We start from the raw sequence: 20,859 nt of genomic DNA, 5'->3' as shown, positions 1-20,859 counted from the left end.
ATGCAAGGGGGGCATTTGTGGCATGCCGCAGATAAAGAAACAGGGCCCGCAGGCCCTGTGTCATCAGAGGAGGCTGGTTGCCTGCTCCAGCCAGGCGAGATCCTCGCCCTCCAGCAGCGGACTCAGACGGCGGTAGACCTCCGCATGGTATTCGTTGATCCAGCGGAACTCCGCCGGGCTCAGCAGGCTGCGATCGATGAGGCGGATGTCGAATGGCACATAGGTCAGTCGCTCGAAGCCCAGCATCGGCAGCTCGCCACGGGCCTCCTGTTCGGTCACCACCACCAGGTTTTCACAGCGGATGCCGAAGGCATCTTCCCGGTAGTAGCCCGGCTCGTTGGAGAGCACCATGCCCGGTTGCAGGGCCACCAGGCTGCCCTTGGGGGCGATGCGCTGCGGACCTTCGTGCACGCTGAGGAAGTGGCCGACCCCGTGGCCGGTGCCATGGTCGTAGTTGTAACCGGCCTGCCACAGGGGCATGCGGGCCAGCACGTCGAGCTGGATGCCGGCAGTGCCACGGGGGAAGCGGGCCTGATCCAGGGCAATATGACCCTGCAGCACCCGGGTAAACATGGCCCTGTGCTCGTCGGTCACCTCACCCACTTTGACGGTGCGAGTGATGTCGGTGGTGCCGTCCAGGTACTGGGCGCCGGAGTCCACCAGATAGATGCTGTCCTGGCCGAAGGCGCGCGGGGTACCGTTGGTGTGGCGGTAGTGGCACATGGCGGCGTTGGGGCCGAGTGCCGAGATGGTGTCGAAGCTCGGCTCCACATAGTGCTCCTGCTCGTGGCGGAAGGCTTCCAGCTGGTCGGCCAGGGTGCCTTCGTCCACACCGTCGAACTCGCCGCTGGCGATCAGGCGATCCAGCCAGGCCAGGAAGCGGGTGACGGCAACGCCGTCGCGCAGGTGGGCGGCACGCATGCCGGCCAGCTCCACGGGGTTCTTGCACGCCTTGGGCAGCATGGTGGGATCCTGGCCGGCCACCAGAATGGCGCCCGCCTCTTCCATCACGAGCTGGGTCCAGGCGTTGGCGGTGTTGGGGTCGGCCAGCACCTTCTGCTGATCCTCGCCGATGCGCTGCAACACGTCACCCAGCTTGTCGATGGGGTAGACGGAGACATCCTGCCCCACGTGCTGGCTGAAGGCGAAGCAGTCGATCTTGTCGGTATCGACGAAGAAATCCATGGTGGCGTTGGCGTAGAGCACCGCAAAGCCCAGCACCACCGGCAGGCGTTCCACGTCGCGACCACGCAGGTTGAGCAGCCAGTTGATGGGCTCGGCCTGGGTCAGCAACACCGCATCCAGCCCGCGCTTGCGCAGATCGCTGGCCAGCATTTCGCGCTTGGCCTGGCTGGACTGGCCCGCCAGCTCCTCGCTGTAGAGGATGACAGGGCTCTTGGTCGGAGCGGGACGATCGCTCCAGTGCAGATCGATGGGGTTCTCGTCGATGCGCACCAGCTCGATGCCGTGATCGGCCAGCACGGCGTTGGCGTTCTGATACCAGGCCAGGCTGTGCAGGCGGGCATCGAAGCCGACCCGGGAGCCTGAGGGCAACTGCTCCGCCAGCCACTGCACGTGGGGGTCTTCATTGAGGTGGAGAAACTCGAACAGCTCGGCCGGCGCCTGCATGCGGGCCTGCACGGTATAACGACCGTCGATGAACAGGGCCGCCCGATGCGCCAGGATGATGGCGAGCCCGGCGGAGCCGTTGAAACCCGTGATCCAGTCCAGCCGCTCGGCATAGGCGGGAATGTACTCCCCCAGATGCTCGTCGTCGTGGGGAACGATGAAGGCGTCCAGCTCCAGCGTGGCCAGTGTGGCCCTGACCTGGGCGACGCGGGTTTCAATAATCTCGAAATGGTTCATGTCGTTATTGCCAGCTTGTGGTGATGTGAGTGTTCATTGATGGTGGCCGCTTGCCAGGATCTGTCTGATCGATTGGCCTGCCGCCTCGATGTGTTGCTTGAGCAGTACCACTGCTTCGTGCTTGCGCCGGGCGCGGCACAGTTCAAGGAGTCGGGCGTGCTCCCGCTCGGCCTTGTCCACGCCGCCCTGGGCGAACAGCAGTTCGAAACGCACATAGCGGTCGCAGCTCAGATTGATCTGGGCGATCAGTTCCAGTGCCTGGGGGCGATTGGCTGCCTGGTAAAGGGTGGCGTGAAAGCGGTGATTCAACTCGGCCCAGTGTTCGATCTGGGTGCCAGACTCCAGCGCCAGATCAAACTGGGCGAGGATGGCTTGCGCCTGGGCGAAGGTCTCCTCCGTCATCAGGTCGACGGCGTGGAACAGGGTATCGGCTTCGAGCAGTGCCCGCAAATAAAAGAGCTCCTCGATGGCCGAGGCATCCAGCATGGTCACCACGGCGCCGCGATGGGCCTCGAACTTCACCAGCCCCTGAGCTTCCAGTTGCATCAGGGCTTCCCGCACCGGGATGCGGCTTACCGCCAGCTCCTTGGCGATGGCGTCCTGGCGCAGGGGGGCGCCCGCAGCAAACTCGCCACGCAATATCCGGCCGCGGAGGTTCTCCATCACCATCTGGGTTCGGGTCTTGTAAGGTGGGGTCATGCTGGGGTCACGGGCAGGTTGCAAAATTGTATATTGTATAAAGTTTGGCTGAATCTAACGCGCAAGGGCCGTCAAGGCAAGGCTTGGCGGGAGCCATATGCCGCGCATCGGCCAAAAAAATACCGGCCAGCAGGGCTGACCGGTACGGGATTGTGAGACGCGAGGCGCGTTTCTTACAACTGCGGGCCCGCCGCGACCAGGCGTTTGCCTTCGTCGTTGTCGGTGAAGCGCTCGAAGTTCTTGATGAAGCGCCCGGCCAGATCGGCCGCCTTGGCATCCCACTCGGCCTGGTCGGCGTAAGTGTCTCGCGGATCCAGGATGGCGGGGTTGACGCCCGGCAGCTCGGTCGGCACTTCCAGGTTGAACACCGGCAGTACCTTGGTCGGCGCCTTCTCGATGGAACCATCCAGGATGGCGTCGATGATGCCACGGGTATCCTTGATGGAGATCCGCTTGCCGGTGCCGTTCCAGCCGGTGTTGACCAGATAGGCTTCAGCCCCTGCCGCTTCCATCCGTTTCACCAGCTCCTGGCCGTACTTGGTCGGGTGCAGGCTGAGGAAAGCCGCGCCGAAGCAGGAGGAGAAGGTCGGGGTCGGCTCTGTGATGCCGCGCTCGGTACCGGCCAGCTTGGCGGTAAAGCCGGACAGGAAGTGGTACTTGGTCTGCTCCTTGGTCAGCTTGGCGACCGGGGGCAGCACACCGAAGGCGTCTGCGGTCAGGAAGATCACCTTGGTGGCGTGACCCGCCTTGGAGACCGGCTTGACGATGTTGTCGATGTGATAGATGGGGTAGGAGACCCGGGTATTCTCGGTGCGGGAACCGTCGTCGAAGTCGATGGTGCCATCGGCGGCCACGGTCACGTTCTCCAGCAGCGCATCGCGGCGGATGGCGTGGTAGATGTCCGGCTCGGCCTCTTCGGAGAGCTTGATGGTCTTGGCGTAGCAGCCCCCTTCGAAGTTGAACACGCCGTGATCATCCCAGCCGTGCTCGTCATCACCGATCAGCTGACGCTTGGGATCGGTGGAGAGAGTGGTCTTGCCGGTGCCGGAGAGGCCGAAGAAGATGGCCACGTCCCCATCCTTGCCCACGTTGGCGGAGCAGTGCATGGAGGCGATGCCGCGCAGGGGAAGGAAGTAGTTCATCATGGAGAACATGCCCTTCTTCATCTCGCCACCGTACCAGGTGCCGCCGATGAGTTGCATCTTCTCGGTCATGTTGAAGGCGACGAAGTTCTCGGAGTTGAGACCTTGCTCCTTCCAGTTCGGGTTGGTGCACTTGGCACCGTTCATCACCACGAAGTCCGGTTTGAAGGTCTTCAGCTCCTCTTCGCTCGGGCGGATGAACATGTTCTTTACGAAGTGCGCCTGCCAGGCCACCTCGGTGATGATGCGCACCGCCAGGCGGGTGTCCGGGTTGGCGCCGCAGAAGCCGTCCACCACGAACAGACGCTTGCCGGAGAGCTGTTTGGTGACCAGCCCTTTCAGATGTGACCACACTTCCGGGGTAATCGCCTTGTTATCGTTTTTACCCTGGTCAGACCACCACACAGTATCCTGGGTAGTGGCATCTTTGACGATATATTTATCTTTAGGGGAGCGGCCGGTGAAGATGCCGGTGTTGACGTTGACGGCGCCAAGCTCGGTGACGACGCCACGTTCGAAGCCCTCAAGGTCTGAGCGGGTCTCTTCAGCGAAAAGCTGCTCATAGGAGGGGTTGCGAACGATTTCCTGGCTGTTTTTGATACCGTATTGGTCCAGCTTCAGTTGTTGGGCCAGGGTGGGTTCTACCACGATTGTCATTGTATTCTCCTGGGTTCAGAGGTGTGTAGGGTTCTATCTGACGTTCATGCTACCACCTAGGTGGTAGTTTTTAGCGATCGCCATCAAACTTTATAAAATAGGGTATTTTTTTGTTATTTAAGTTAAAGGCGGGTTTTGCCCGCCTTTGATTAGTGTAACTGGTTTGCATCATTACCGGGAGCCCTGCTGAACAGGGTTTCGATGTCTATCCCGTCGAATTCGTAGTGGGCGCCGCAGTAATCGCAGTGCATGTCGATCTTGCCGAGCTCCTGCACCATGGATACCGCTTCCTCCTTGTCTATCTGCAGCAAGGCCCCTTCGCAACGGGCGCGGGAGCAGGTGCAGCGGAACTCGATGGCCTGGGGATCGAACACCCGTACCTTGTCCTGGTGGTAGAGGCGGTAGAGGATCTCTTCCGCGTCCAGACCGAACAGCTCTTCGTCCTTGATGGTGGTGGTGAGCTGGACCAGGTGGTCGAAATCTTCGCTGTGATCCTCGCTCTGGGCCGGCAGCTCCTGCAGCAGGATGCCCGCCGCACGGGGCTCGCCCTCGTGGTGGCCGGTGCGGATCCAGAGGCGGGTGGCCAGTTGTTCGGACTGGGCGAAGTAGTGCTCCAGGCAGGCCGCCAGGGTGTCGGCCTCCAGGGCGATGATGCCCTGATAGCGCTCTCCCTGATCCGGGGTGATGGTGATGACCAGATGGCCGTTGCCGATCAGGCTTTGCAGCTTGCCGTCCGTCGGCAGTTCCCCTTCATAGCGTGCCACGCCGCGCAATTGCTGGTTGTTGTCGCCGTTGATGACGGCCAGACGTACCGGACCGTCCCCCTGCAGCTGCACCGTGATGGAGCCTTCGAACTTGAGGGTGGCGGTCAGCAGGCTGGTGGCAACCAGCAGCTCGCCCAGCAGGTGCTGCACCTGTACCGGGTAGTTCTGGGCGTCGATGATGTGGCGGTAGGTACGATCCAGCTGGACCAGCTCCCCACGCACTTCGTACTCTTCGAACAGATAGCGATACAGGAGGTCTTGGTTACTCATCATGGTTTCCTAGGATGTTCTTGGGGAAAAATAAACACATTGTTAAACAGGTGGTTAGGAACTAATTCCTCCACCTGTCGTCATAAAGGGGCCACAGACGCGGATTAGGATTGCTTGACCCGGATAAGCTGGCGTCGCTCCTGCTTGTCGGGTCGGCGCTCCGGGCTTGGGGCAAACTGGCTGTTGAAGCGGCGGGCTTCGCTGTTTTCGGCCCGTTTCTTCAGGCTGGCCTCTGTCTCTTCATAGAGTTGCTGGGCCAGCGGGGCGGATTTGCGCTGCTCGCTCACCTCGAGCACCCGCACCTCCCGCTCGTCCTGGCCTTGCCAGAATCGCACCAGGGCGCCGACCTCGACCGCCTTGCCCGGCTTGGTGCGCTGGCCGTTGTAGTGCACCTTGCCGCCGTCGATCTGATCCCGCGCCAGACTGCGGGTCTTGTAAAAGCGGGCGGCCCACAGCCACTTGTCGAGACGGACCTGGGTGCTGCTTTGTGCTGGATTCGACATGGATCGGCTCCGGGATGGCTGAAAAGGTGCCTGATTATACCAGAGGCGGGCCCCGGGATAGAAACAGGGGGCATCCGGGTGTGACGGAAACTGAATTTTCACCCCTTGGTCCCATCCGGTCGGTTGTCTCTGGGTCCATTGCCGTACACAATAGCCAACCGACTTGGATGCCAGACAATTTTGAGAAAGATGACGCTACCGTTCAGGGATGATTTGTTGACTTCCCTTCTGGCTCGCTGCAAGGCCATGCCACTCTCCCGTTTCAGCCAGCCCCTGTTCTGGCTTCTGCTGCTGTTGCTGGCCCAGCAGTGTGCCGTGCTCACCTGGCGCCTGTACGAACTGGCCCAGCCCGCACCCCTGACCCCCTGGCAACCCTCGGTCACCTCGGCGCAGGGGAGTGGCGGCGATCGCCTCGATCTTGGCAACCTCAGCCGCCTCTCTCTCTTTGGCAAGGCGCTGCAACCTCAGGCGGACAAGGCGGCAGAGACGGTGGCGGCGGATGCCCCGAAAACCCAGCTCAACGCCCAGCTCAACGGGGTGCTGGCAAGCTCGGATCCCGCCAAGTCCATCGCCATCATCGCCCACAACGGGACACAGAACTCTTACGGCATCGGAGACTACATCGACGGTACCCAGGCCAGGATACGCCAGGTGTTTGCCGATCGGGTCATCATCGCCCGGGACGGCCGTGACGAGACCCTGATGCTGGACGGGGAAGAGTATGGCAAGCCCCTGCCCAAACCGGCCCGCCAGGAGGGACTCTCCTCCGTGCGCAGCGAACTGCTGGGCAACCCGGGCAAGATCACCGATTACCTCAATATTTCTCCGGTCCGGGTGGACGGTCGCATGACCGGCTATCGCCTCAACCCGGGTCGCAATCCGGAACTGTTCAATCAACTCGGACTGGTCGCCAACGATCTGGCGGTCAGCATCAACGGCCTGGATCTGCGTGACAACGCCCAGGCCATGCAGGCGATGCAGCAGGTGGCGGGCGCCACGGAAATGACCGTCACCGTCGAGCGGCAAGGACAGCTCTACGACGTCTATGTCGGCTTGTCAGAATAATGAATTGGAGTAGCACCAAGAATGACAAATAAAGGGAAGGGCTGGCGTCTGGCCACCATGGCGGCAGCCTTGATGATGGCCGGTTCTGCCTGGGCCACCGAGTATTCCGCCAGTTTCAAGAACGCCGACATCGAGGAGTTCATCAACACGGTCGGCAAGAACCTGAACAAAACCATCATCATAGAGCCATCGGTACGCGGCAAGATCAACGTGCGCAGCTATGACCTGCTCAACGAGGATCAGTACTACCAGTTCTTCCTGAGCGTGCTCGACGTTTACGGCTTTGCCGTGGTGCCCATGAACAACGGCGTGCTCAAGGTGGTGCGCTCCAAGGATGCCAAGACCTCGGCCATCCCCGTGGTGGATGACACCAACCCCGGCGTGGGTGACGAGATGGTGACCCGGGTCGTGCCGGTGCGCAATGTCTCGGTCCGTGAACTGGCCCCCCTGCTGCGTCAGCTCAACGACAACGCCGGCGGCGGCAACGTGGTCCACTACGAGCCCTCCAACGTGCTGCTCATCACTGGCCGCGCCGCCGTGGTCAACCGCCTGGTGGAGGTGGTTCGCCGGGTGGACAAGGCGGGGGATCAGGACATGGACGTCATCAAGCTCAAGTTCGCCTCCGCCGGCGAGATGGTGCGGCTGGTGACCAACCTCAACAAGGATGGCAGCAATCAGGGGGCCAACGCCTCGCTGCTGCTCTCCCCCAAGGTGGTGGCCGACGAGCGCACCAACTCCGTGGTCATCAGCGGCGAGCCCAAGGCCCGTGCCCGCATCATCCAGATGGTGCGCCAGCTCGACCGGGATCTGCAGAGCCAGGGCAACACCCGGGTCTTCTACCTGAAATATGGCAAGGCCAAGGATCTGGTGGACGTCCTCAAGGGGGTCAGCTCCAGCATCGCCGCCGACAAGAAGGGCGGGGCGGCTGCCACGGCCACGGGCGGTGCCAGCATCGGCGGCGGCCAGCTCGCCATCTCCGCCGACGAGACCACCAATGCCCTGGTGATCACCGCCCAGCCGGACGTGATGGCCGAGCTGGAGCAGGTCATCGCCAAGCTCGACATTCGCCGTGCCCAGGTGCTGGTGGAGGCCATCATCGTCGAGATATCGGATGGTGACGGCATGAACCTCGGGGTGCAGTGGGCCAACACCAATGGCGGCGGCACCCAGTTCACCGACACCGGTCTGCCCATCGGCTCCCTGGCCATCGCCGCCAAGGATTACAAAGACAACGGCAACACCGACGGCCTGTCATCCCTGGCGGGCAGCTTCAGCGGCATGGCGGCAGGCTTCTATCACGGAGACTGGGCGGCGCTGGTGACGGCGCTCTCCACCAACAGCAAGAACGACATCCTCTCCACCCCGAGCATCGTCACCATGGACAACAAGGAGGCCTCCTTCAACGTCGGTCAGGAAGTGCCGGTGCAGAGCGGCTCCCAGAGCTCCACCACCAGCGATCAGGTGTTCAACACCATAGAGCGCAAGACGGTGGGGACCAAGCTGGTGGTGACGCCCCAGATCAACGAAGGAGATTCCGTGCTGCTCAACATCGAGCAGGAGGTCTCCAGCGTGGCACAGAAGCAGGCGACCGGGACCGCCAACCTGGGCCCCACCTTCGATACCCGTACCGTGAAGAACGCCGTGCTGGTCAAGAGTGGCGAGACAGTGGTGCTGGGTGGCCTGATGGACGAACAGACCCAGGAGCAGATCTCCAAGGTGCCCCTGCTCGGGGACATTCCGGTGCTGGGCTACCTGTTCCGTTCCTCCAAGACCTCCACCGCCAAGCGCAACCTGATGGTCTTCATCCGCCCGACCATATTGCGTGACGCCAATGTCTACTCCGGGGTCTCCAGCAACAAGTACACCCTGTTCAGGGCCGAACAGCTGAGCCGGGCTGCGGAAGAGGGCTATGCCACCTCGCCGGCTCGCCAGGTGCTGCCCGCCTATGGCCAGGACGTGATGATGTCCCCCGAGGTGCAGCAGCAGATCCAGAGAATGCAGGCCCAGCAGCAGGCGACCGCCACCGGCGTGCGCGCCCAGGTGCAGGAGCAGCCCTTCGTGCAGAGCAAGCCCTGATGGCCGCCTACCAGCTCGATGGCAGCGAGCTGCCGGCTCCCCTGCCGGAACTGCCGTTCGCGTTTGCCCGCAACTTCGGGGCCATCCTGACCGAGCGCCAGGGTGCCCCGGTGCTGCTCTGTCGTCAGGGGATCTCCCCCCAGACCCTGCTGGAGGTGCGACGGGTGGCGGGCTGTGCCTTCGCGGTGGAGCAGCTTGGCAACGACGAGTTCGAAACGCTCCTGATGGCCCACTATCAGCGTGACTCCTCCGAGGCGCGTCAGTTGATGGAGGATCTCGGCAACGAGATGGACTTCTTTGCCCTGGCTGAAGAGCTGCCTCAGAGCGAGGATCTGCTGGACGCCGACGACGACGCCCCCATCATTCGCCTCATCAATGCCATGTTGAGCGAGGCGATAAAAGAAGAGGCGTCCGACATCCACATCGAGACCTTCGAGCGGGCCCTGGTGATCCGTTTTCGCATCGATGGGGTGCTGCGGGAGATCCTGCGCCCCCATCGCAAACTCGCCTCCCTGCTGGTGTCGCGCATCAAGGTCATGTCGCGCATGGACATCGCCGAGAAGCGGGTGCCGCAAGATGGCCGCATCTCACTGCGCATCGGCGGCCGGGCGGTGGACGTGCGGGTCTCCACCATGCCTTCCAGCTACGGCGAGCGGGTGGTGCTGCGACTGCTGGACAAGAACAACGTGCGCCTCGAGCTCAAGCAGCTCGGCATGACGCTGGCCAACCGCAACATCATCAGCGAACTCATTCGCAAGCCCCACGGCATCATTCTGGTGACGGGCCCGACCGGTTCGGGCAAGTCCACCACCCTTTATGCGGCCCTCTCGGAGATCAACTCCCGGGATCGCAACATCCTGACCGTCGAAGACCCCATCGAATATGACCTCGAAGGGGTGGGCCAGACCCAGGTCAACAGCAAGGTGGACATGACCTTCGCCCGGGGCCTGCGCGCCATTCTGCGCCAGGATCCGGACGTGGTGATGGTGGGGGAAATCCGTGACCTCGAGACCGCCCAGATCGCGGTGCAGGCATCCCTCACCGGTCACCTGGTGATGTCGACCCTGCACACCAACACCGCCATCGGCGCCATTACCCGGATGCGGGACATGGGGATCGAGCCCTTCCTGCTCTCCTCGTCGCTCCTGGCGGTACTGGCCCAGCGGCTGGTGCGCACCCTCTGCCCGGATTGCCGCGCACCGCACCCTGTCACCGAGCAGGAGCGTCTGGCAATGGGCATCGAGCTTGCGCCGGATCAGCAGATCTGGCGTCCGGTGGGCTGCGAGCAGTGCAACCACACCGGCTATCGCGGCCGGACCGGCATCCACGAGCTGGTGGTGGTGGACGAGGCGGTGCGCGAGGCGATCCACAGCGCCAGCGGCGAGCTCGCCATCGAGCGGCTGATCCGGGGTCACACCCCCAGCATCCGCCGCGACGGCATCGACAAGGTGCTCAAGGGGCAGACCAGCCTCGAAGAGGTGCTGCGCGTGACCCGGGAAGACTGAGATGGCGGCATTTGAATACAAGGCCCTCGACGGCAAGGGGCGCAACAAGAGCGGCGTGCTGGAAGGGGATTCCGCCCGCCAGGTGCGCCAGCTGCTGCGCGAGCAGGGGCTGACCCCCCTCGAGGTGAACGAGACCACCGAGAAGGCCAAGCGGGAGGCGAACCGCTTCGTGCTGTTTCGCCGTGGCGCCTCCACCGCAGAACTGGCCCTCATCACCCGCCAGCTGGCGACCCTGGTGGGGGCCGGTCTCACCATCGAGGAGGCCCTCAAGGCGGTCGCCGAACAGTGCGAGAAGGCCCACCTGCGCAGCCTGGTGGCGACGGTGCGCAGCAAGGTGGTGGAGGGGTATTCCCTGGCCGATTCGCTGGGGGCCTTCCCCCATGTGTTCGACCAGCTGTTCCGCTCCATGGTGGCGGCCGGCGAGAAGTCCGGTCACCTGGAGAAGGTGCTCAACCGTCTCGCCGATTACACCGAGCAGCGCCAGCACATGCGCACCAAGCTGCTGCAGGCGATGATCTATCCCATCGTCCTCACCCTGGTGGCGGTGGGGGTCATCTCCATACTGCTCACCGCCGTGGTGCCCAAGGTGGTGGCCCAGTTCGAACACATGGGCCAGCAACTGCCGGGCACCACCCGTTTCCTCATCGGCACCAGCGAGCTGTTGCAGCACTACGGCCTCTGGTTCCTGCTGCTCCTTGGCATTGGCGGCCTGATCTGGCGCTGGTGGCTGACCGACGACAAGCGCCGCCGTCGCTGGCACCAGGTGATACTGCGCCTGCCAGTGATCGGTCGGGTCAGCCGCGGTCTCAACACCGCCCGCTTTGCCCGCACCCTGAGCATCCTCAACGCCAGCGCCGTGCCCCTGCTGGAGGGAATGAAGATCGCCGGCGAAGTGCTCTCCAACGACTATGCCCGCATGCGCATCGGTGAGGCCACCGAGCGGGTGCGGGAGGGGACCAGCCTGCGCAAGTCGCTGGATGAAACCAGAATTTTTCCGCCCATGATGCTGCACATGATCGCCTCGGGCGAGCAGAGCGGCGAGCTCGACAGCATGCTGGAGCGGGCGGCGGACAACCAGGACAGGGAGTTCGAAACCCAGGTGAACATCGCCCTCGGGGTGTTCGAGCCCATGCTGGTGGTCTCCATGGCCGGGGTGGTGCTGTTTATCGTGATGTCGATCCTGCAGCCGATCCTGGAGCTCAACAACATGGTGAATCTGTGAGGGTCGGGTGCCCGAATAGGCTTCGCCATTCGAACCTGCAAATTCAATCGAACGATCGTGGTTTAACAGTTAATCGTTGATGGCTCATGCCATCTCATTTCGTTAGGGAGTCAGTCATGCAAAAGCGTCGTCAATCGGGTTTTACCCTGCTGGAAGTGATGGTGGTCATCGTGATCCTGGGGATCCTGGCCAGCCTGGTGGTGCCCAACCTGATGGGCAACAAGGAGAAGGCGGATCAGCAAAAAGCGGTCTCCGACATAGTGGCGCTGGAAAACGCCCTCGACATGTACAAGCTGGACAACAACCGCTACCCCACCACCGAGCAGGGGCTGGATGCCCTGGTCAACAAGCCGACCGCATCCCCTGAGCCGCGCAGCTACCGTGAAGGGGGCTACATCAAGCGCCTGCCGCAGGATCCCTGGGGCAACCAGTACCAGCTGCTGAGCCCGGGCCAGTTCGGCAAGATCGACATCTTCTCCATGGGGATGGACGGCGAAGCCGGGACCGATGACGACATCGGCAACTGGAACCTGAAGGACTTCCAATAAGTGATTCCGCCGCGTCGTGCTCACTGCGCCCCCCCGGGGCTGCCTGAATGAAGGTGGCCTCTTCTGCCCGTCACCAGGCCGGTTTTACCCTGCTGGAAGTGTTGCTGGTCGCCATGTTGATGGGACTGGTGGCGACCGCCGTCACCCTCAGCATGGGGGGCGCCAGGGGGGATCGGGAGCTCGACAAGCAGGCGCGCCGCTTCATGGCGACCCTGCAGCAGGCCCAGGAGTATTCGGTAATGGATGGCAGGCTGCTGGGGCTGCGGGTCGAGGAGAACGGCTGGCAGTTTATGTCCCGGGATCCCAAGGATCGCAAGTGGCGCGCCCTGACCGGTGACAAGCTGCTGGGGCCGGTGACGTTGCCGGAGGGGATGACCCTGGCGGCGGAGCTGGAAGGTTTCAACTGGCGCACTGCGTCGGACGAACGCCAGGAGCAGGGTCGGGACGAGCGCGAGCGGACACCCCAGATCCTGGTCTTTCCGGGGGGAGAGCTCTCTCCCTTCGTGCTGACCCTGAGCCAGCAGGACGAGGATCTGCACTATCTGCGTACCGTCAGGGGGGACGAGTTCGGTCGTCTCTCCCTGTTGCAGGATGAAGAGGAAGAAGAGTGAGGAGCGCCAGGCCCGCAGGGGGCGCTCTAGCGCGTCGCACCGCTCTGTCGGGCGGCCCCGCCCGGGTGCGCGGCATGACGCTGCTGGAGGTCATGGTGGCCCTGGCTGTGTTTGCCATCGCCGGGCTGGCGGTGATGAAGACCGCGAGCGAACACCTGGCTGGCCTCAATTATCTGGAGCAGAAGACCCTGGCGACCTGGGTGGTGGAGAATCAGCTGGTGCAGCAGAAGCTCGAAGGCAAGTGGCCGGGAGACAGCTGGGTGGAAGGGGACGAGGAGATGGCCGGGCAGACCTGGTACTGGCGCTATCGCGGCGTCGCCACGGCGGACAGCAACTTCAGGGCGCTGGACATGGAAGTGCGCACCGCGCCCAAGGCCGAGAGCCCGGTGGCCATGATCCGGACCTATCTCAGCCGATGAACATTCATCAACGTGCGTCCATGATCCGGAGCCGGTGTCAGCCGATGCTCCAGAGCAACACCCGCCCATCGCACCACCGCGGCTTTACCCTGCTTGAGATGCTGGTGGCCATCGCCATCTTCGCCACCCTGAGCCTGGGGGCCTATCAGGTGCTGCAAGGGGTGCTGACCAGCGACGAGGTGGCCAAGCGCAAGGAGGCCCGCCTCTCGGAACTGCAGCTCGCCTTCAGCCTGCTGGAGCGGGACGTCACCCAGATGGTGCCGCGCAGCGGTCGCATCGACGGCGAGAACAACAAGGTGCTGCTGGCGGCGTCCCGCTTCGGCCAGCAGAGCGACGATTGGGGCATGGCCTTCATTCGCGGCGGCTGGCTCAATCCGGACGGCATACTGCCGCGCTCCGGCCTGCAACGGGTGGGTTGGCGTCTCAAGGGGCAGACCCTGGAGCGGTTGAGCTACCTCTATCCGGATCCGGCCATTGGCACCGAGCCGCGCATTCAGCCCGTGCTGACCGGCGTGACGGCGCTGCGCCTCTATTTCTACGACAAGGGACAGTGGAAGGAGGAGTGGACCCAGCGCGACCTGCTGCCCTACGGGCTGGCGGTGGAGCTGGAGCTTGAAGACTACGGCACCATCCGTCGCCAGTTCCTGATCGGAGCCGGTGGCCAGAGGGCAGAGAATGGTAACTGATCGTCGTTTTCCCCTGTCCGTCACGGAGGATGACGGCACTATTCGACGTCGCCAGTTCCTGATCGGTGCTGGTGGCCAGCGAGCGGACAATGGCAATTAAGCGCGGCCGGGGCCGATCCCGCACTACACTGGGCCGCCAGGGGGGAATGGCCCTGCTGGTGGTGTTGCTCATCCTCGCGGTGATGGTGATCGTCGCCAGCAACATGAGCGGCCGCCTGCAACTGGAGCTGCGCCGCACCGCCAACCTCACCCTGGGCAAGCAGGCCTGGTGGTATGCCATGTCGGCGGAGGCCCTGGTGATCAAGGTGCTGAACCAGGACTTCAAGGATGACCCGGATCGGGTGAGTCTGGGACAGAACTGGGCGCGGGAGGACGGGGTCTTCCCGGTGGAGGATGGCACTCTCTCGGGCCGGGTACGGGATCTGCAATCCTGCTTCAACCTCAACAGCCTGAGCGTGCCCCTCAAGGAGGGGGAGAACGGCGACGATCTCGAGGCCCAACCTTATCAGTTCAAGGTGTTCCGGGCCCTGCTCGCCCAGCTCGAGGTGGATGATTACGAAGCGGTGCAGCTGACGGACGCCATCCGTGACTGGACCGACAAGGATACCCAGCTGGTCTCGAGCAACGGGGCCGAGGATGCCTACTACGAGGGACTCAATCCTCCCTACCTGGTGGCTAACCAGCGGATGCTGGGCACCGACGAATTGCGGGCAGTGCGCGGGGTGAGCGCCAGCCTGTACGCCCGGTTGGCCCCCTATGTGTGCTCCCTGCCCAATGACAAGCTGGTGGTGAACATCAACACCATCCGGCCGGAGCAGGCGGCCCTGCTGGTGGGGCTCTACCAGGGGAAGATCGGGCTGGACGATGCCAAGCGGGTGCTGACCAGCCGCCCCAAGAAGGGGTGGAAGAACAAACAGGAGATGACGGAGCAGTTGCAGGTTCAGCCGGGTGCCATCACCGGGCTGGATGGCGCCCTTGACATCAAGAGCAGCTTCTTCGAGGCCCGCCTGCTGGCGGAGGTGGGGGAGACCCGCGCCAGGCTTGAGACCGTCTTCCAGCGTGGCAAGGACAACAAGCTGGTGATGCTGCGTCGCCTGAGCGGCGGCGCCGAATAACAAGGGGGCGTGGGGCGGTTTCAGCTGCCCTGCGCATCCCCCGATTGGACTGCAACCCATGGCTGTGCGCCCGCCCCCCTGAGGGAGGAGCGGGCATGGCAGGAGAGACATTAGTGAGCGAGAGTCTGGTCATCCGTCTGGGGACCAATGCGCAGCAGCCAGTGCACTGGCTGGTCTGGTCGGCGCAGGAGCAGGAGATCATCGCCTCCGGCATCCTGGCCTCGGCGCACGCCCTCGGCGAGCTGCAGGAGCGTGCCGGTGGTCGCCCCGTGGTGACCCTGGTGCCCGGCAGCGATCTTATCTTCCGGCGGGTCAATCTGCCGGGCAAATACAGCCGCCAGAGTGCGGCGGCCCTGCCCTATCTGCTGGAGGAGCAGATCGCCTCAGACGTGGACGATCTGCACCTGGTGGTGCTCGGCCATCAGGGCCGAGAGGTGGATCTGATGGCGGTGGACAAGGGGAAGATGCACTCCTGGCTCGGCTGGCTGGAGCAGGCAGGGCTCAAGACCCTGCACCTGCTGCCCGACGTGCTGGCGCTGCCGCTCGCCGCCGATGGCTGGTCAGCCCTGCAACTGGGGGAGGAGTGGCTGGTCCGCCAGGGCCCCCGTCAGGGCATAGTGGCGGAGGAATCCCTGCTGGCCATGCTGCTGGCAGCGCAGACCGAACCCGTCACCCTTCACTGCCATACTCCCATCCCCGCCATGGCGGCGGGCAACTGGCAGGGGGCTGACCCGGAACTGCCCATGCTGTTGCTGGCGAAAGGGGCGCTGACCTGCCAGGCCAACCTGTTGCAGGGGCCCTATCGTCCCCAGACCGAATACGCCCGCTACTGGTTGCAGTGGCGCAAGGTGGCGGTGCTGGCAGGCGTATTGTTGCTGGTGGCCCTGGTGCAGCGCGGTGTGCATCTGCACCAGCTGGCGGAACAGGACAAGGCCCTCAAGGCTGAGATCCGGCAGGTCTACACCCGGATCTTCCCGGGGGAGACGCGCATCGTCAACGTGCGCAGCCAGATGACCCAGCACCTCCAGCAGTTGGGGCAGGCTCCCCAGGATGGCGTCCTGTTGCTCCTGACCGAGCTGGCCCCGGTGTTTGCCGAGGTGCCCGGCCTCAAGCCCGAGGTGCTGCGCTTCGATGCAGCCCGGGGCGAGCTGAGGTTGCAGGTGACAGCCCCCAGCTTCACCGAGATCGAACGTTTCCGCGAGCTGGCGGGCAAGCGCTTCGAGGTGCAGCAGGGTGAGGTGCGAAGCACCGAAGGCAAGGTCGAAGGGGCGCTGGTACTCAAGGGGAGGTCGTCATGATGGACAAACTGCAGAGCTGGTGGCGCGGCATCAGTGCCCGCGAGCAGCGGCTGGTGGCGGTGGGGGGCAGCGTGCTGCTCATCGGGCTCTTCTACTGGGCGATCTGGCAGCCGGTGGCAAATCGCATTGCCGAGCGCGAGCGGCAGGTAGTGAACCAGCAGCAGACCCTGGCCTGGCTCAAGGAGAAGGGACAGGAGGTGCTGGCGATGCAGGGGGGACAGGGGCGCCAGATCGATACCGGCGGTACCCTGGACGGCGTGGTGAACCGCACCGCCTTCAACCAGAAGATCAAGATTGCCCGCTTGCAGCCCCAGGGTCAGGAGCTGCAGGTATGGATAGACACAGTACCGTTCGATGATCTGCTGATCTGGCTTGCGACCCTCTCGGATCAATACGGCGTCCAGGTGCAGATCATCGAGCTGGCCCGCGAGGGGCTGGCCCCCGGGCTGGTCAAGGTCAGACGTTTGCAGTTGAGTCGTTCCCAATGAAGCGAAAAATAGTGATCGCCAGTCTCTTCCTGCTGGCCTATCTCGGTTTCCTGCTGGCCCAGTTGCCTGCATCCCTGGTGGTGCGTCATCTGCCGCTGCCCCCCAATCTGGTGCGGCTGGAGGGGGTGAGCGGCACCCTCTGGAGCGGTCAGGCCGCCCGGGTGCAATATGCCAGCGAGTCCCTCACCCAGTTGCGCTGGGATCTCGATGGCTGGTCCCTGCTGCGGCTGGCGCCCGAGGCGTCGGTGCGCTTTGGCGAGCGCAGCGGGCTCAACGGGCAGGGGATCCTGGGTTGGAACGGTGCTGCTTTCGGGCGCGACATCACCCTGAATGCGCCGGCCCCCTGGGTGCTGGAGCGGGTGCCGATGAGACCCCCCTTCCCGTTGACGGCGACGGGTCAGTTGCAGCTCAAGATCGATCAGTTTGCCCAGGGCACTCCCTGGTGCGACAACCTTTACGGGGATCTTCACTGGTATGACGCACAGGCGGACACCCCGGCGGGCAAGCTGGCCCTGGGGGATCCCGAGATCACGCTCACCTGTCTCGACTCCCGGCTGGTGGCCGAGATCAAGCAGGGCTCGGAGGCGGTGCAGGTGCTGGGCAAGCTGGAGTTGCAGGCCAATCGCCAGTACCTGTTCCAGGGCACCCTGAAACCGGGTCCCGAGCTGCCGGACCAGATGAAACAGGGGCTCCCCTTCCTCGGCCAGCCCGATGGGCAGGGGCGCTTCCCGCTGCGTTATCAGGGCCGCATCTGACGGCGTTGCCCATGGTTTGAACCACCCCGCCCCGGCGGGGTGGTGTCGTTATGGGGGCGCGCCGGCTGGCGCCGTGATGAGGTGATTGAGGAAGAAGCTGAACAGCTCGGCCCGGGAGTGCAGGTTCAACTTGGCGTAGAGGTGCTTGCGGTGATTCTTCACCGTGCCGCTGCCGATGCCGAGTGCATCGGCAATGGCCTCGGTATCCAGCCCCTGCAACAGCAAACCCGCCACCTGGCGCTCCCGCCGGGTTAGCTGATCTCCCCCCACACTGGCGATAGCCTGCTCCACCGCCCCCTTGAGGTCAGTGCCATCTGACCTGACCGGGCTGCGGGCCAGGCGGGGTGTCTCTTCCCGCCAGTGCTGGCGACACAGGGAGTGGACCAGCGGAAACAGTGCCTCCAGCCTGGCCAGCTCGTCACGGCTGAGGGAGCGGCGCTTGTCGAGGCGGCCCAGAAACAGCATCAGGGTGAGGCCGCCGCGCACCGGCAGGATCAGCCCCACCTCCTCCTGCCAGCCGGTGGCCTGATAGAAGTGGTGGCGATACTCGGGGTCGAGCCGCCCCCGTGACACCTGCGCCAGGGTCCAGACCCCGGCAGGTAAGCCCTGCTCCAGCGCCTGCATGAAGGGATCCTGACTGAAGTGGCGGGTGAGGTAGCGGTCGAACAGCAGGGCCCGCTGGTGGTGCAGGTTGTCGTAGAGGTAGACGGGCCGTTGCCCCACCCCGAGCAGCAGGGCACAGTCGAACGCCACCTGTTGCTGGATGAGGCGCACCAGGGCCGCCGGGAAGCCGCTGCCGTGCAGGGCATCGACGGCGGCGGTCAGGCTCAGGGTATCCGTGGCAGGAGACGGGGGCATGGCGATGGGCTCCGGGTCAGGGAATGGTTTCCCCACGATGGCAGGATGCTAGCACGGGAGTGGCAAAACTGTCCCCTGGGGGACATATCTACCAGCACTGCAAACGGCGAGGATGGCCCTCTTTCTCTTGCTGTTGGAGCCCTCTATGACAAATCCTCACCTGCTCGATGAGCTGACCCAGCGCGGCCTGGTGGCCCAGAATTCCGACCCGGTGGCGCTGGCCGACCATCTTGCCACCCCTCGCACCGTCTATTGCGGGTTCGATCCCACCGCTGGCAGCCTGCACATCGGCCACCTGGTGCCACTGCTGATGCTGCGCCGCTTCCAGCTGGCGGGCCACACCCCGGTGGCCCTGGTGGGCGGGGCCACCGGCCTTATCGGCGATCCCAGCTTCAAGGCAAGCGAGCGCACCCTCAACAGCGCCGAGACGGTGCAGGGCTGGGTCGCCAGCCTGTCGGCCCAGATAAGCGCCCTGTTGCCGGCGAGCGACGGGCTGGCGGCGCCGCTGCTGGTCAACAACGCCGACTGGATGGGGCAGATGTCCGCCCTCGATTTTCTGCGGGACATCGGCAAGCACTTCTCGGTCAACGCCATGCTGGCCCGCGAATCGGTGCGCCAGCGCCTCGCCCGTCCGGATCAGGGCATCTCGTTCACCGAGTTCTCCTACGCCCTGCTGCAATCCCAGGACTTCGCCGTGCTCAACCAGCGCCTCGGCTGCACCCTGCAGATCGGCGGCAACGACCAGTGGGGCAACATCACCAGCGGCATGGACCTCACCCGCCGCCTCCATCAGGCCCAGGTCTATGGCATGACGCTGCCGCTCATCACCAAGGCCGATGGCACCAAGTTCGGCAAGACCGAGGGGGGCGCTATCTGGCTCGACCCGGCGCTCACCTCCCCTTACGCCTTCTACCAGTTCTGGCTCGGCACCGCGGACGAGGATGTCTACCGCTTCCTGCGCTACTACAGCTTTATGCCGCTGGCCGAGATTGAGACGCTGGAGGCGGAGGATGCGAAGCGGCAGGGGCGCAAGCTGGCCCAGCAGGTGCTGGCGGACGAGCTGACCGAACTGGTACACGGCAAGGGGGCGCTGGCGGCGGCGCAGCGCATCAGCGAATCGTTGTTCAGTGGCGAGGTAGCGCGCCTTGGGGAGAGCGATCTGGCCCAGCTGGCGCAAGATGGCATGCCAAGCAGCTGCATCGAGGGGGAAACGGATCTGGTGACCCTGCTGGTGGAGTGCGGCCTGGCCAACTCGAAGCGGATCGCCCGCGAGCTGCTGGCGGCGGGGGCCGTCAGCGTCAACGGTGCGATCCGCCGGGATGAGCCGCTCACCGCCGACGATCGGCTGTTCGGCCGCTACCTGCTGCTGCGCCGGGGCAAGAAGCAGTACCACCTGGTGATCTGCTCATGAAGGGGTGAGCGCCTCGATGACGTAGTCGAGGAAGTGGCCGACCAGGGCCGACTCGGCCCGGCGCTGGGTATAGAGGGCGTAGAAATGGGCCCCCTTGGGGCGATAGTCCGGCAGCACTTCGCGCACCACCCCCTCGGCCAGCTCGGCCGCCACCAGGTAGCGCGGCAGGCGGGCTATCCCCAGTCCCTGGCGCATCCCCTGGTGAATCGCCTTCTTGCTGCTGAAGGCCAGCTCGCCCGCTACCTCGAGAGGGATCTCGCGCCCCTGGGCAAGCAGGGGCCAGCGCTCGTGGCGGCCGTACTCCTGGCTGCGGGTGATGAGGCTGTGCTGGTGCAGATCTTGCGGTGTGCTGAGGGGCGGATGGCGGTCGAGGTAGTCAGCGCTGGCGCAGAGCACCAGATCGTCCACCGCGATGGGGCGCGCCAGGTAGGGCTGGGTGCCGAGCTCAGTGCTGCGAAACGCCACGTGCAGGTTGTCGCGCAGCAGGTCGGCCGGGGTATTGCTGAAGTCGGCGATGATCCGCACCTCCGGGTGGTCGGCGCGAAAGCGCAGCAGCACCGGAGTCAGCACCACTTCTCCCCAGAGATCCGGCGCCGTGATGCGCAGCTCCCCGCACAGTGCCGAGCGGCGGCGCTGCAGGCCGTCCAGCAACTGCTCATGCAGGGCGATCATCTGGTCGGCCTGGCGGTAGGCGAGCTCTCCTGCGTCGGTCAGTTGCACCCGGCGGGTGGTGCGGCTCAGGAGCATACTGCCGAGGTTTTGCTCCAGGTGGCGCAGATCTTTTGACGCCTTGCTCGGGGTGATGCCGAGCTGGGACGCTGCCGCGGCGAAGGATCCGCAGCGGACGATGGCGACCAGCAGACGCATCAGGTAGAGGGTATCGAGCTTGTGGTGACTCATG

At 64.2% G+C, this 20,859-nt stretch carries 20 protein-coding genes; 13 read left to right on the top strand and 7 right to left on the bottom strand.

What is annotated here, in order from left to right:
• Positions 1-63: 63 nt before the first annotated feature.
• From ACB037_RS12455 to hslR, 5 genes are all read right to left on the bottom strand, one after another.
• Positions 64-1,866, bottom strand: coding sequence for an aminopeptidase P family protein (locus tag ACB037_RS12455; RefSeq protein WP_216987119.1), 1,803 nt, complete (start codon positions 1,864-1,866; stop codon positions 64-66).
• Between the two features lie 33 nt (positions 1,867-1,899).
• Positions 1,900-2,565 carry a GntR family transcriptional regulator gene (locus tag ACB037_RS12450; RefSeq protein WP_029314822.1) on the bottom strand — a complete coding sequence of 222 codons (666 nt, stop codon included), beginning with the start codon at positions 2,563-2,565 and terminating at the stop codon, positions 1,900-1,902.
• A gap of 173 nt (positions 2,566-2,738) precedes the next feature.
• Positions 2,739-4,364, bottom strand: a complete 1,626-nt coding sequence (gene pckA, locus ACB037_RS12445; protein WP_010675730.1) for a phosphoenolpyruvate carboxykinase (ATP) — start codon at positions 4,362-4,364, stop codon at positions 2,739-2,741.
• 149 nt (positions 4,365-4,513) lie between these two features.
• Complete coding sequence (gene hslO / locus ACB037_RS12440) at positions 4,514-5,398, bottom strand: Hsp33 family molecular chaperone HslO (protein WP_010675729.1); 885 nt, start codon at positions 5,396-5,398, stop codon at positions 4,514-4,516.
• A gap of 104 nt (positions 5,399-5,502) precedes the next feature.
• Positions 5,503-5,901 (bottom strand): ribosome-associated heat shock protein Hsp15, encoded by a 399-nt coding sequence (gene hslR / locus ACB037_RS12435; RefSeq protein ID WP_010675728.1) that lies wholly within the window; start codon positions 5,899-5,901, stop codon positions 5,503-5,505.
• A gap of 216 nt (positions 5,902-6,117) precedes the next feature.
• Between hslR and exeC the strand changes: the two genes are divergently transcribed.
• From exeC to exeN, 12 genes are all read left to right on the top strand, one after another.
• Entirely contained in the window at positions 6,118-6,966 is an 849-nt protein-coding gene (exeC, locus tag ACB037_RS12430; RefSeq protein ID WP_371175396.1) for a GspC family type II secretion system variant ExeC, read from the top strand.
• A gap of 21 nt (positions 6,967-6,987) precedes the next feature.
• Positions 6,988-9,042, top strand: coding sequence for a GspD family T2SS secretin variant ExeD (gene exeD, locus ACB037_RS12425; RefSeq protein WP_010675726.1), 2,055 nt, complete (start codon positions 6,988-6,990; stop codon positions 9,040-9,042).
• A complete protein-coding gene (gene exeE / locus ACB037_RS12420) occupies positions 9,042-10,547 on the top strand; it encodes a GspE family T2SS ATPase variant ExeE (RefSeq protein WP_041211720.1) in 1,506 nt (501 codons plus the stop codon). Before exeD ends, exeE begins: the two co-directional genes overlap by 1 nt.
• A gap of 1 nt (position 10,548) precedes the next feature.
• On the top strand, positions 10,549-11,769 hold the full coding sequence (gene exeF / locus ACB037_RS12415) for a GspF family T2SS innner membrane protein variant ExeF (protein ID WP_039040588.1): 1,221 nt from the start codon (positions 10,549-10,551) through the stop codon (positions 11,767-11,769).
• A gap of 116 nt (positions 11,770-11,885) precedes the next feature.
• Positions 11,886-12,317, top strand: a complete 432-nt coding sequence (gene exeG, locus ACB037_RS12410) for a GspG family T2SS major pseudopilin variant ExeG (protein ID WP_010675723.1) — start codon at positions 11,886-11,888, stop codon at positions 12,315-12,317.
• A gap of 47 nt (positions 12,318-12,364) precedes the next feature.
• Positions 12,365-12,928: a GspH family T2SS minor pseudopilin variant ExeH gene (gene exeH, locus ACB037_RS12405; RefSeq protein ID WP_201933026.1), complete on the top strand. Its 564-nt coding sequence runs from the start codon at positions 12,365-12,367 to the stop codon at positions 12,926-12,928.
• Positions 12,929-12,993: 65 nt separating this feature from the next.
• On the top strand, positions 12,994-13,347 hold the full coding sequence (gene exeI / locus ACB037_RS12400; RefSeq protein WP_257707003.1) for a GspI family T2SS minor pseudopilin variant ExeI: 354 nt from the start codon (positions 12,994-12,996) through the stop codon (positions 13,345-13,347).
• A gap of 44 nt (positions 13,348-13,391) precedes the next feature.
• Complete coding sequence (exeJ, locus tag ACB037_RS12395; protein WP_160836642.1) at positions 13,392-14,033, top strand: GspJ family T2SS minor pseudopilin variant ExeJ; 642 nt, start codon at positions 13,392-13,394, stop codon at positions 14,031-14,033.
• Positions 14,034-14,122: 89 nt separating this feature from the next.
• Entirely contained in the window at positions 14,123-15,148 is a 1,026-nt protein-coding gene (gene exeK, locus ACB037_RS12390) for a GspK family T2SS minor pseudopilin variant ExeK (RefSeq protein WP_104452241.1), read from the top strand.
• 113 nt (positions 15,149-15,261) lie between these two features.
• Positions 15,262-16,446, top strand: coding sequence for a GspL family type II secretion system protein ExeL (gene exeL, locus ACB037_RS12385; protein WP_371175395.1), 1,185 nt, complete (start codon positions 15,262-15,264; stop codon positions 16,444-16,446).
• Positions 16,443-16,934, top strand: a complete 492-nt coding sequence (exeM, locus tag ACB037_RS12380) for a GspM family type II secretion system protein ExeM (protein WP_010675717.1) — start codon at positions 16,443-16,445, stop codon at positions 16,932-16,934. Before exeL ends, exeM begins: the two co-directional genes overlap by 4 nt.
• The gene (gene exeN, locus ACB037_RS12375; RefSeq protein WP_041213945.1) at positions 16,931-17,689 is read left to right on the top strand and encodes a GspN family type II secretion system protein ExeN; all 759 of its coding nucleotides are present in this window, start codon (positions 16,931-16,933) and stop codon (positions 17,687-17,689) included. Before exeM ends, exeN begins: the two co-directional genes overlap by 4 nt.
• A gap of 48 nt (positions 17,690-17,737) precedes the next feature.
• Here exeN and ACB037_RS12370 read toward each other — a convergent pair whose 3' ends face one another.
• On the bottom strand, positions 17,738-18,547 hold the full coding sequence (locus tag ACB037_RS12370; protein ID WP_371175394.1) for a LuxR C-terminal-related transcriptional regulator: 810 nt from the start codon (positions 18,545-18,547) through the stop codon (positions 17,738-17,740).
• A gap of 145 nt (positions 18,548-18,692) precedes the next feature.
• Between ACB037_RS12370 and tyrS the strand changes: the two genes are divergently transcribed.
• Complete coding sequence (gene tyrS / locus ACB037_RS12365) at positions 18,693-19,958, top strand: tyrosine--tRNA ligase (protein WP_319862291.1); 1,266 nt, start codon at positions 18,693-18,695, stop codon at positions 19,956-19,958.
• Here the strand turns inward: tyrS and ACB037_RS12360 are convergent.
• Positions 19,953-20,858: a LysR family transcriptional regulator gene (locus tag ACB037_RS12360; RefSeq protein WP_371175393.1), complete on the bottom strand. Its 906-nt coding sequence runs from the start codon at positions 20,856-20,858 to the stop codon at positions 19,953-19,955. The genes tyrS and ACB037_RS12360 overlap by 6 nt on opposite strands.
• Between the last annotated feature and the right edge of the window lies 1 nt (position 20,859).

This window comes from Aeromonas sp. S19(2024), from assembly GCF_041402625.1.
GTDB classification, from domain to species: Bacteria; Pseudomonadota; Gammaproteobacteria; order Enterobacterales; family Aeromonadaceae; genus Aeromonas; species Aeromonas caviae.
The sequence above is the reverse complement of the archived record's forward strand: the minus strand, read 5'-3'. Positions and strand labels throughout refer to the sequence as shown.

Excerpts from the sequence above, each read along its gene's own strand:
- ACB037_RS12455 (WP_216987119.1), bottom strand. The coding sequence starts at position 1,866 with ATGAACCATTTCGAGATTATTGAAACCCGCGTCGCCCAGGTCAGGGCC.
- ACB037_RS12450 (WP_029314822.1), bottom strand. The coding sequence starts at position 2,565 with ATGACCCCACCTTACAAGACCCGAACCCAGATGGTGATGGAGAACCTC.
- pckA (WP_010675730.1), bottom strand. The coding sequence starts at position 4,364 with ATGACAATCGTGGTAGAACCCACCCTGGCCCAACAACTGAAGCTGGAC.
- hslO (WP_010675729.1), bottom strand. The coding sequence starts at position 5,398 with ATGAGTAACCAAGACCTCCTGTATCGCTATCTGTTCGAAGAGTACGAA.
- hslR (WP_010675728.1), bottom strand. The coding sequence starts at position 5,901 with ATGTCGAATCCAGCACAAAGCAGCACCCAGGTCCGTCTCGACAAGTGG.
- exeD (WP_010675726.1), top strand. The coding sequence starts at position 6,988 with ATGACAAATAAAGGGAAGGGCTGGCGTCTGGCCACCATGGCGGCAGCC.
- exeE (WP_041211720.1), top strand. The coding sequence starts at position 9,042 with ATGGCCGCCTACCAGCTCGATGGCAGCGAGCTGCCGGCTCCCCTGCCG.
- exeF (WP_039040588.1), top strand. The coding sequence starts at position 10,549 with ATGGCGGCATTTGAATACAAGGCCCTCGACGGCAAGGGGCGCAACAAG.
- exeG (WP_010675723.1), top strand. The coding sequence starts at position 11,886 with ATGCAAAAGCGTCGTCAATCGGGTTTTACCCTGCTGGAAGTGATGGTG.
- exeH (WP_201933026.1), top strand. The coding sequence starts at position 12,365 with ATGAAGGTGGCCTCTTCTGCCCGTCACCAGGCCGGTTTTACCCTGCTG.
- exeJ (WP_160836642.1), top strand. The coding sequence starts at position 13,392 with ATGCTCCAGAGCAACACCCGCCCATCGCACCACCGCGGCTTTACCCTG.
- exeK (WP_104452241.1), top strand. The coding sequence starts at position 14,123 with ATGGCAATTAAGCGCGGCCGGGGCCGATCCCGCACTACACTGGGCCGC.
- exeM (WP_010675717.1), top strand. The coding sequence starts at position 16,443 with ATGATGGACAAACTGCAGAGCTGGTGGCGCGGCATCAGTGCCCGCGAG.
- exeN (WP_041213945.1), top strand. The coding sequence starts at position 16,931 with ATGAAGCGAAAAATAGTGATCGCCAGTCTCTTCCTGCTGGCCTATCTC.
- ACB037_RS12370 (WP_371175394.1), bottom strand. The coding sequence starts at position 18,547 with ATGCCCCCGTCTCCTGCCACGGATACCCTGAGCCTGACCGCCGCCGTC.
- tyrS (WP_319862291.1), top strand. The coding sequence starts at position 18,693 with ATGACAAATCCTCACCTGCTCGATGAGCTGACCCAGCGCGGCCTGGTG.
- ACB037_RS12360 (WP_371175393.1), bottom strand. The coding sequence starts at position 20,858 with ATGAGTCACCACAAGCTCGATACCCTCTACCTGATGCGTCTGCTGGTC.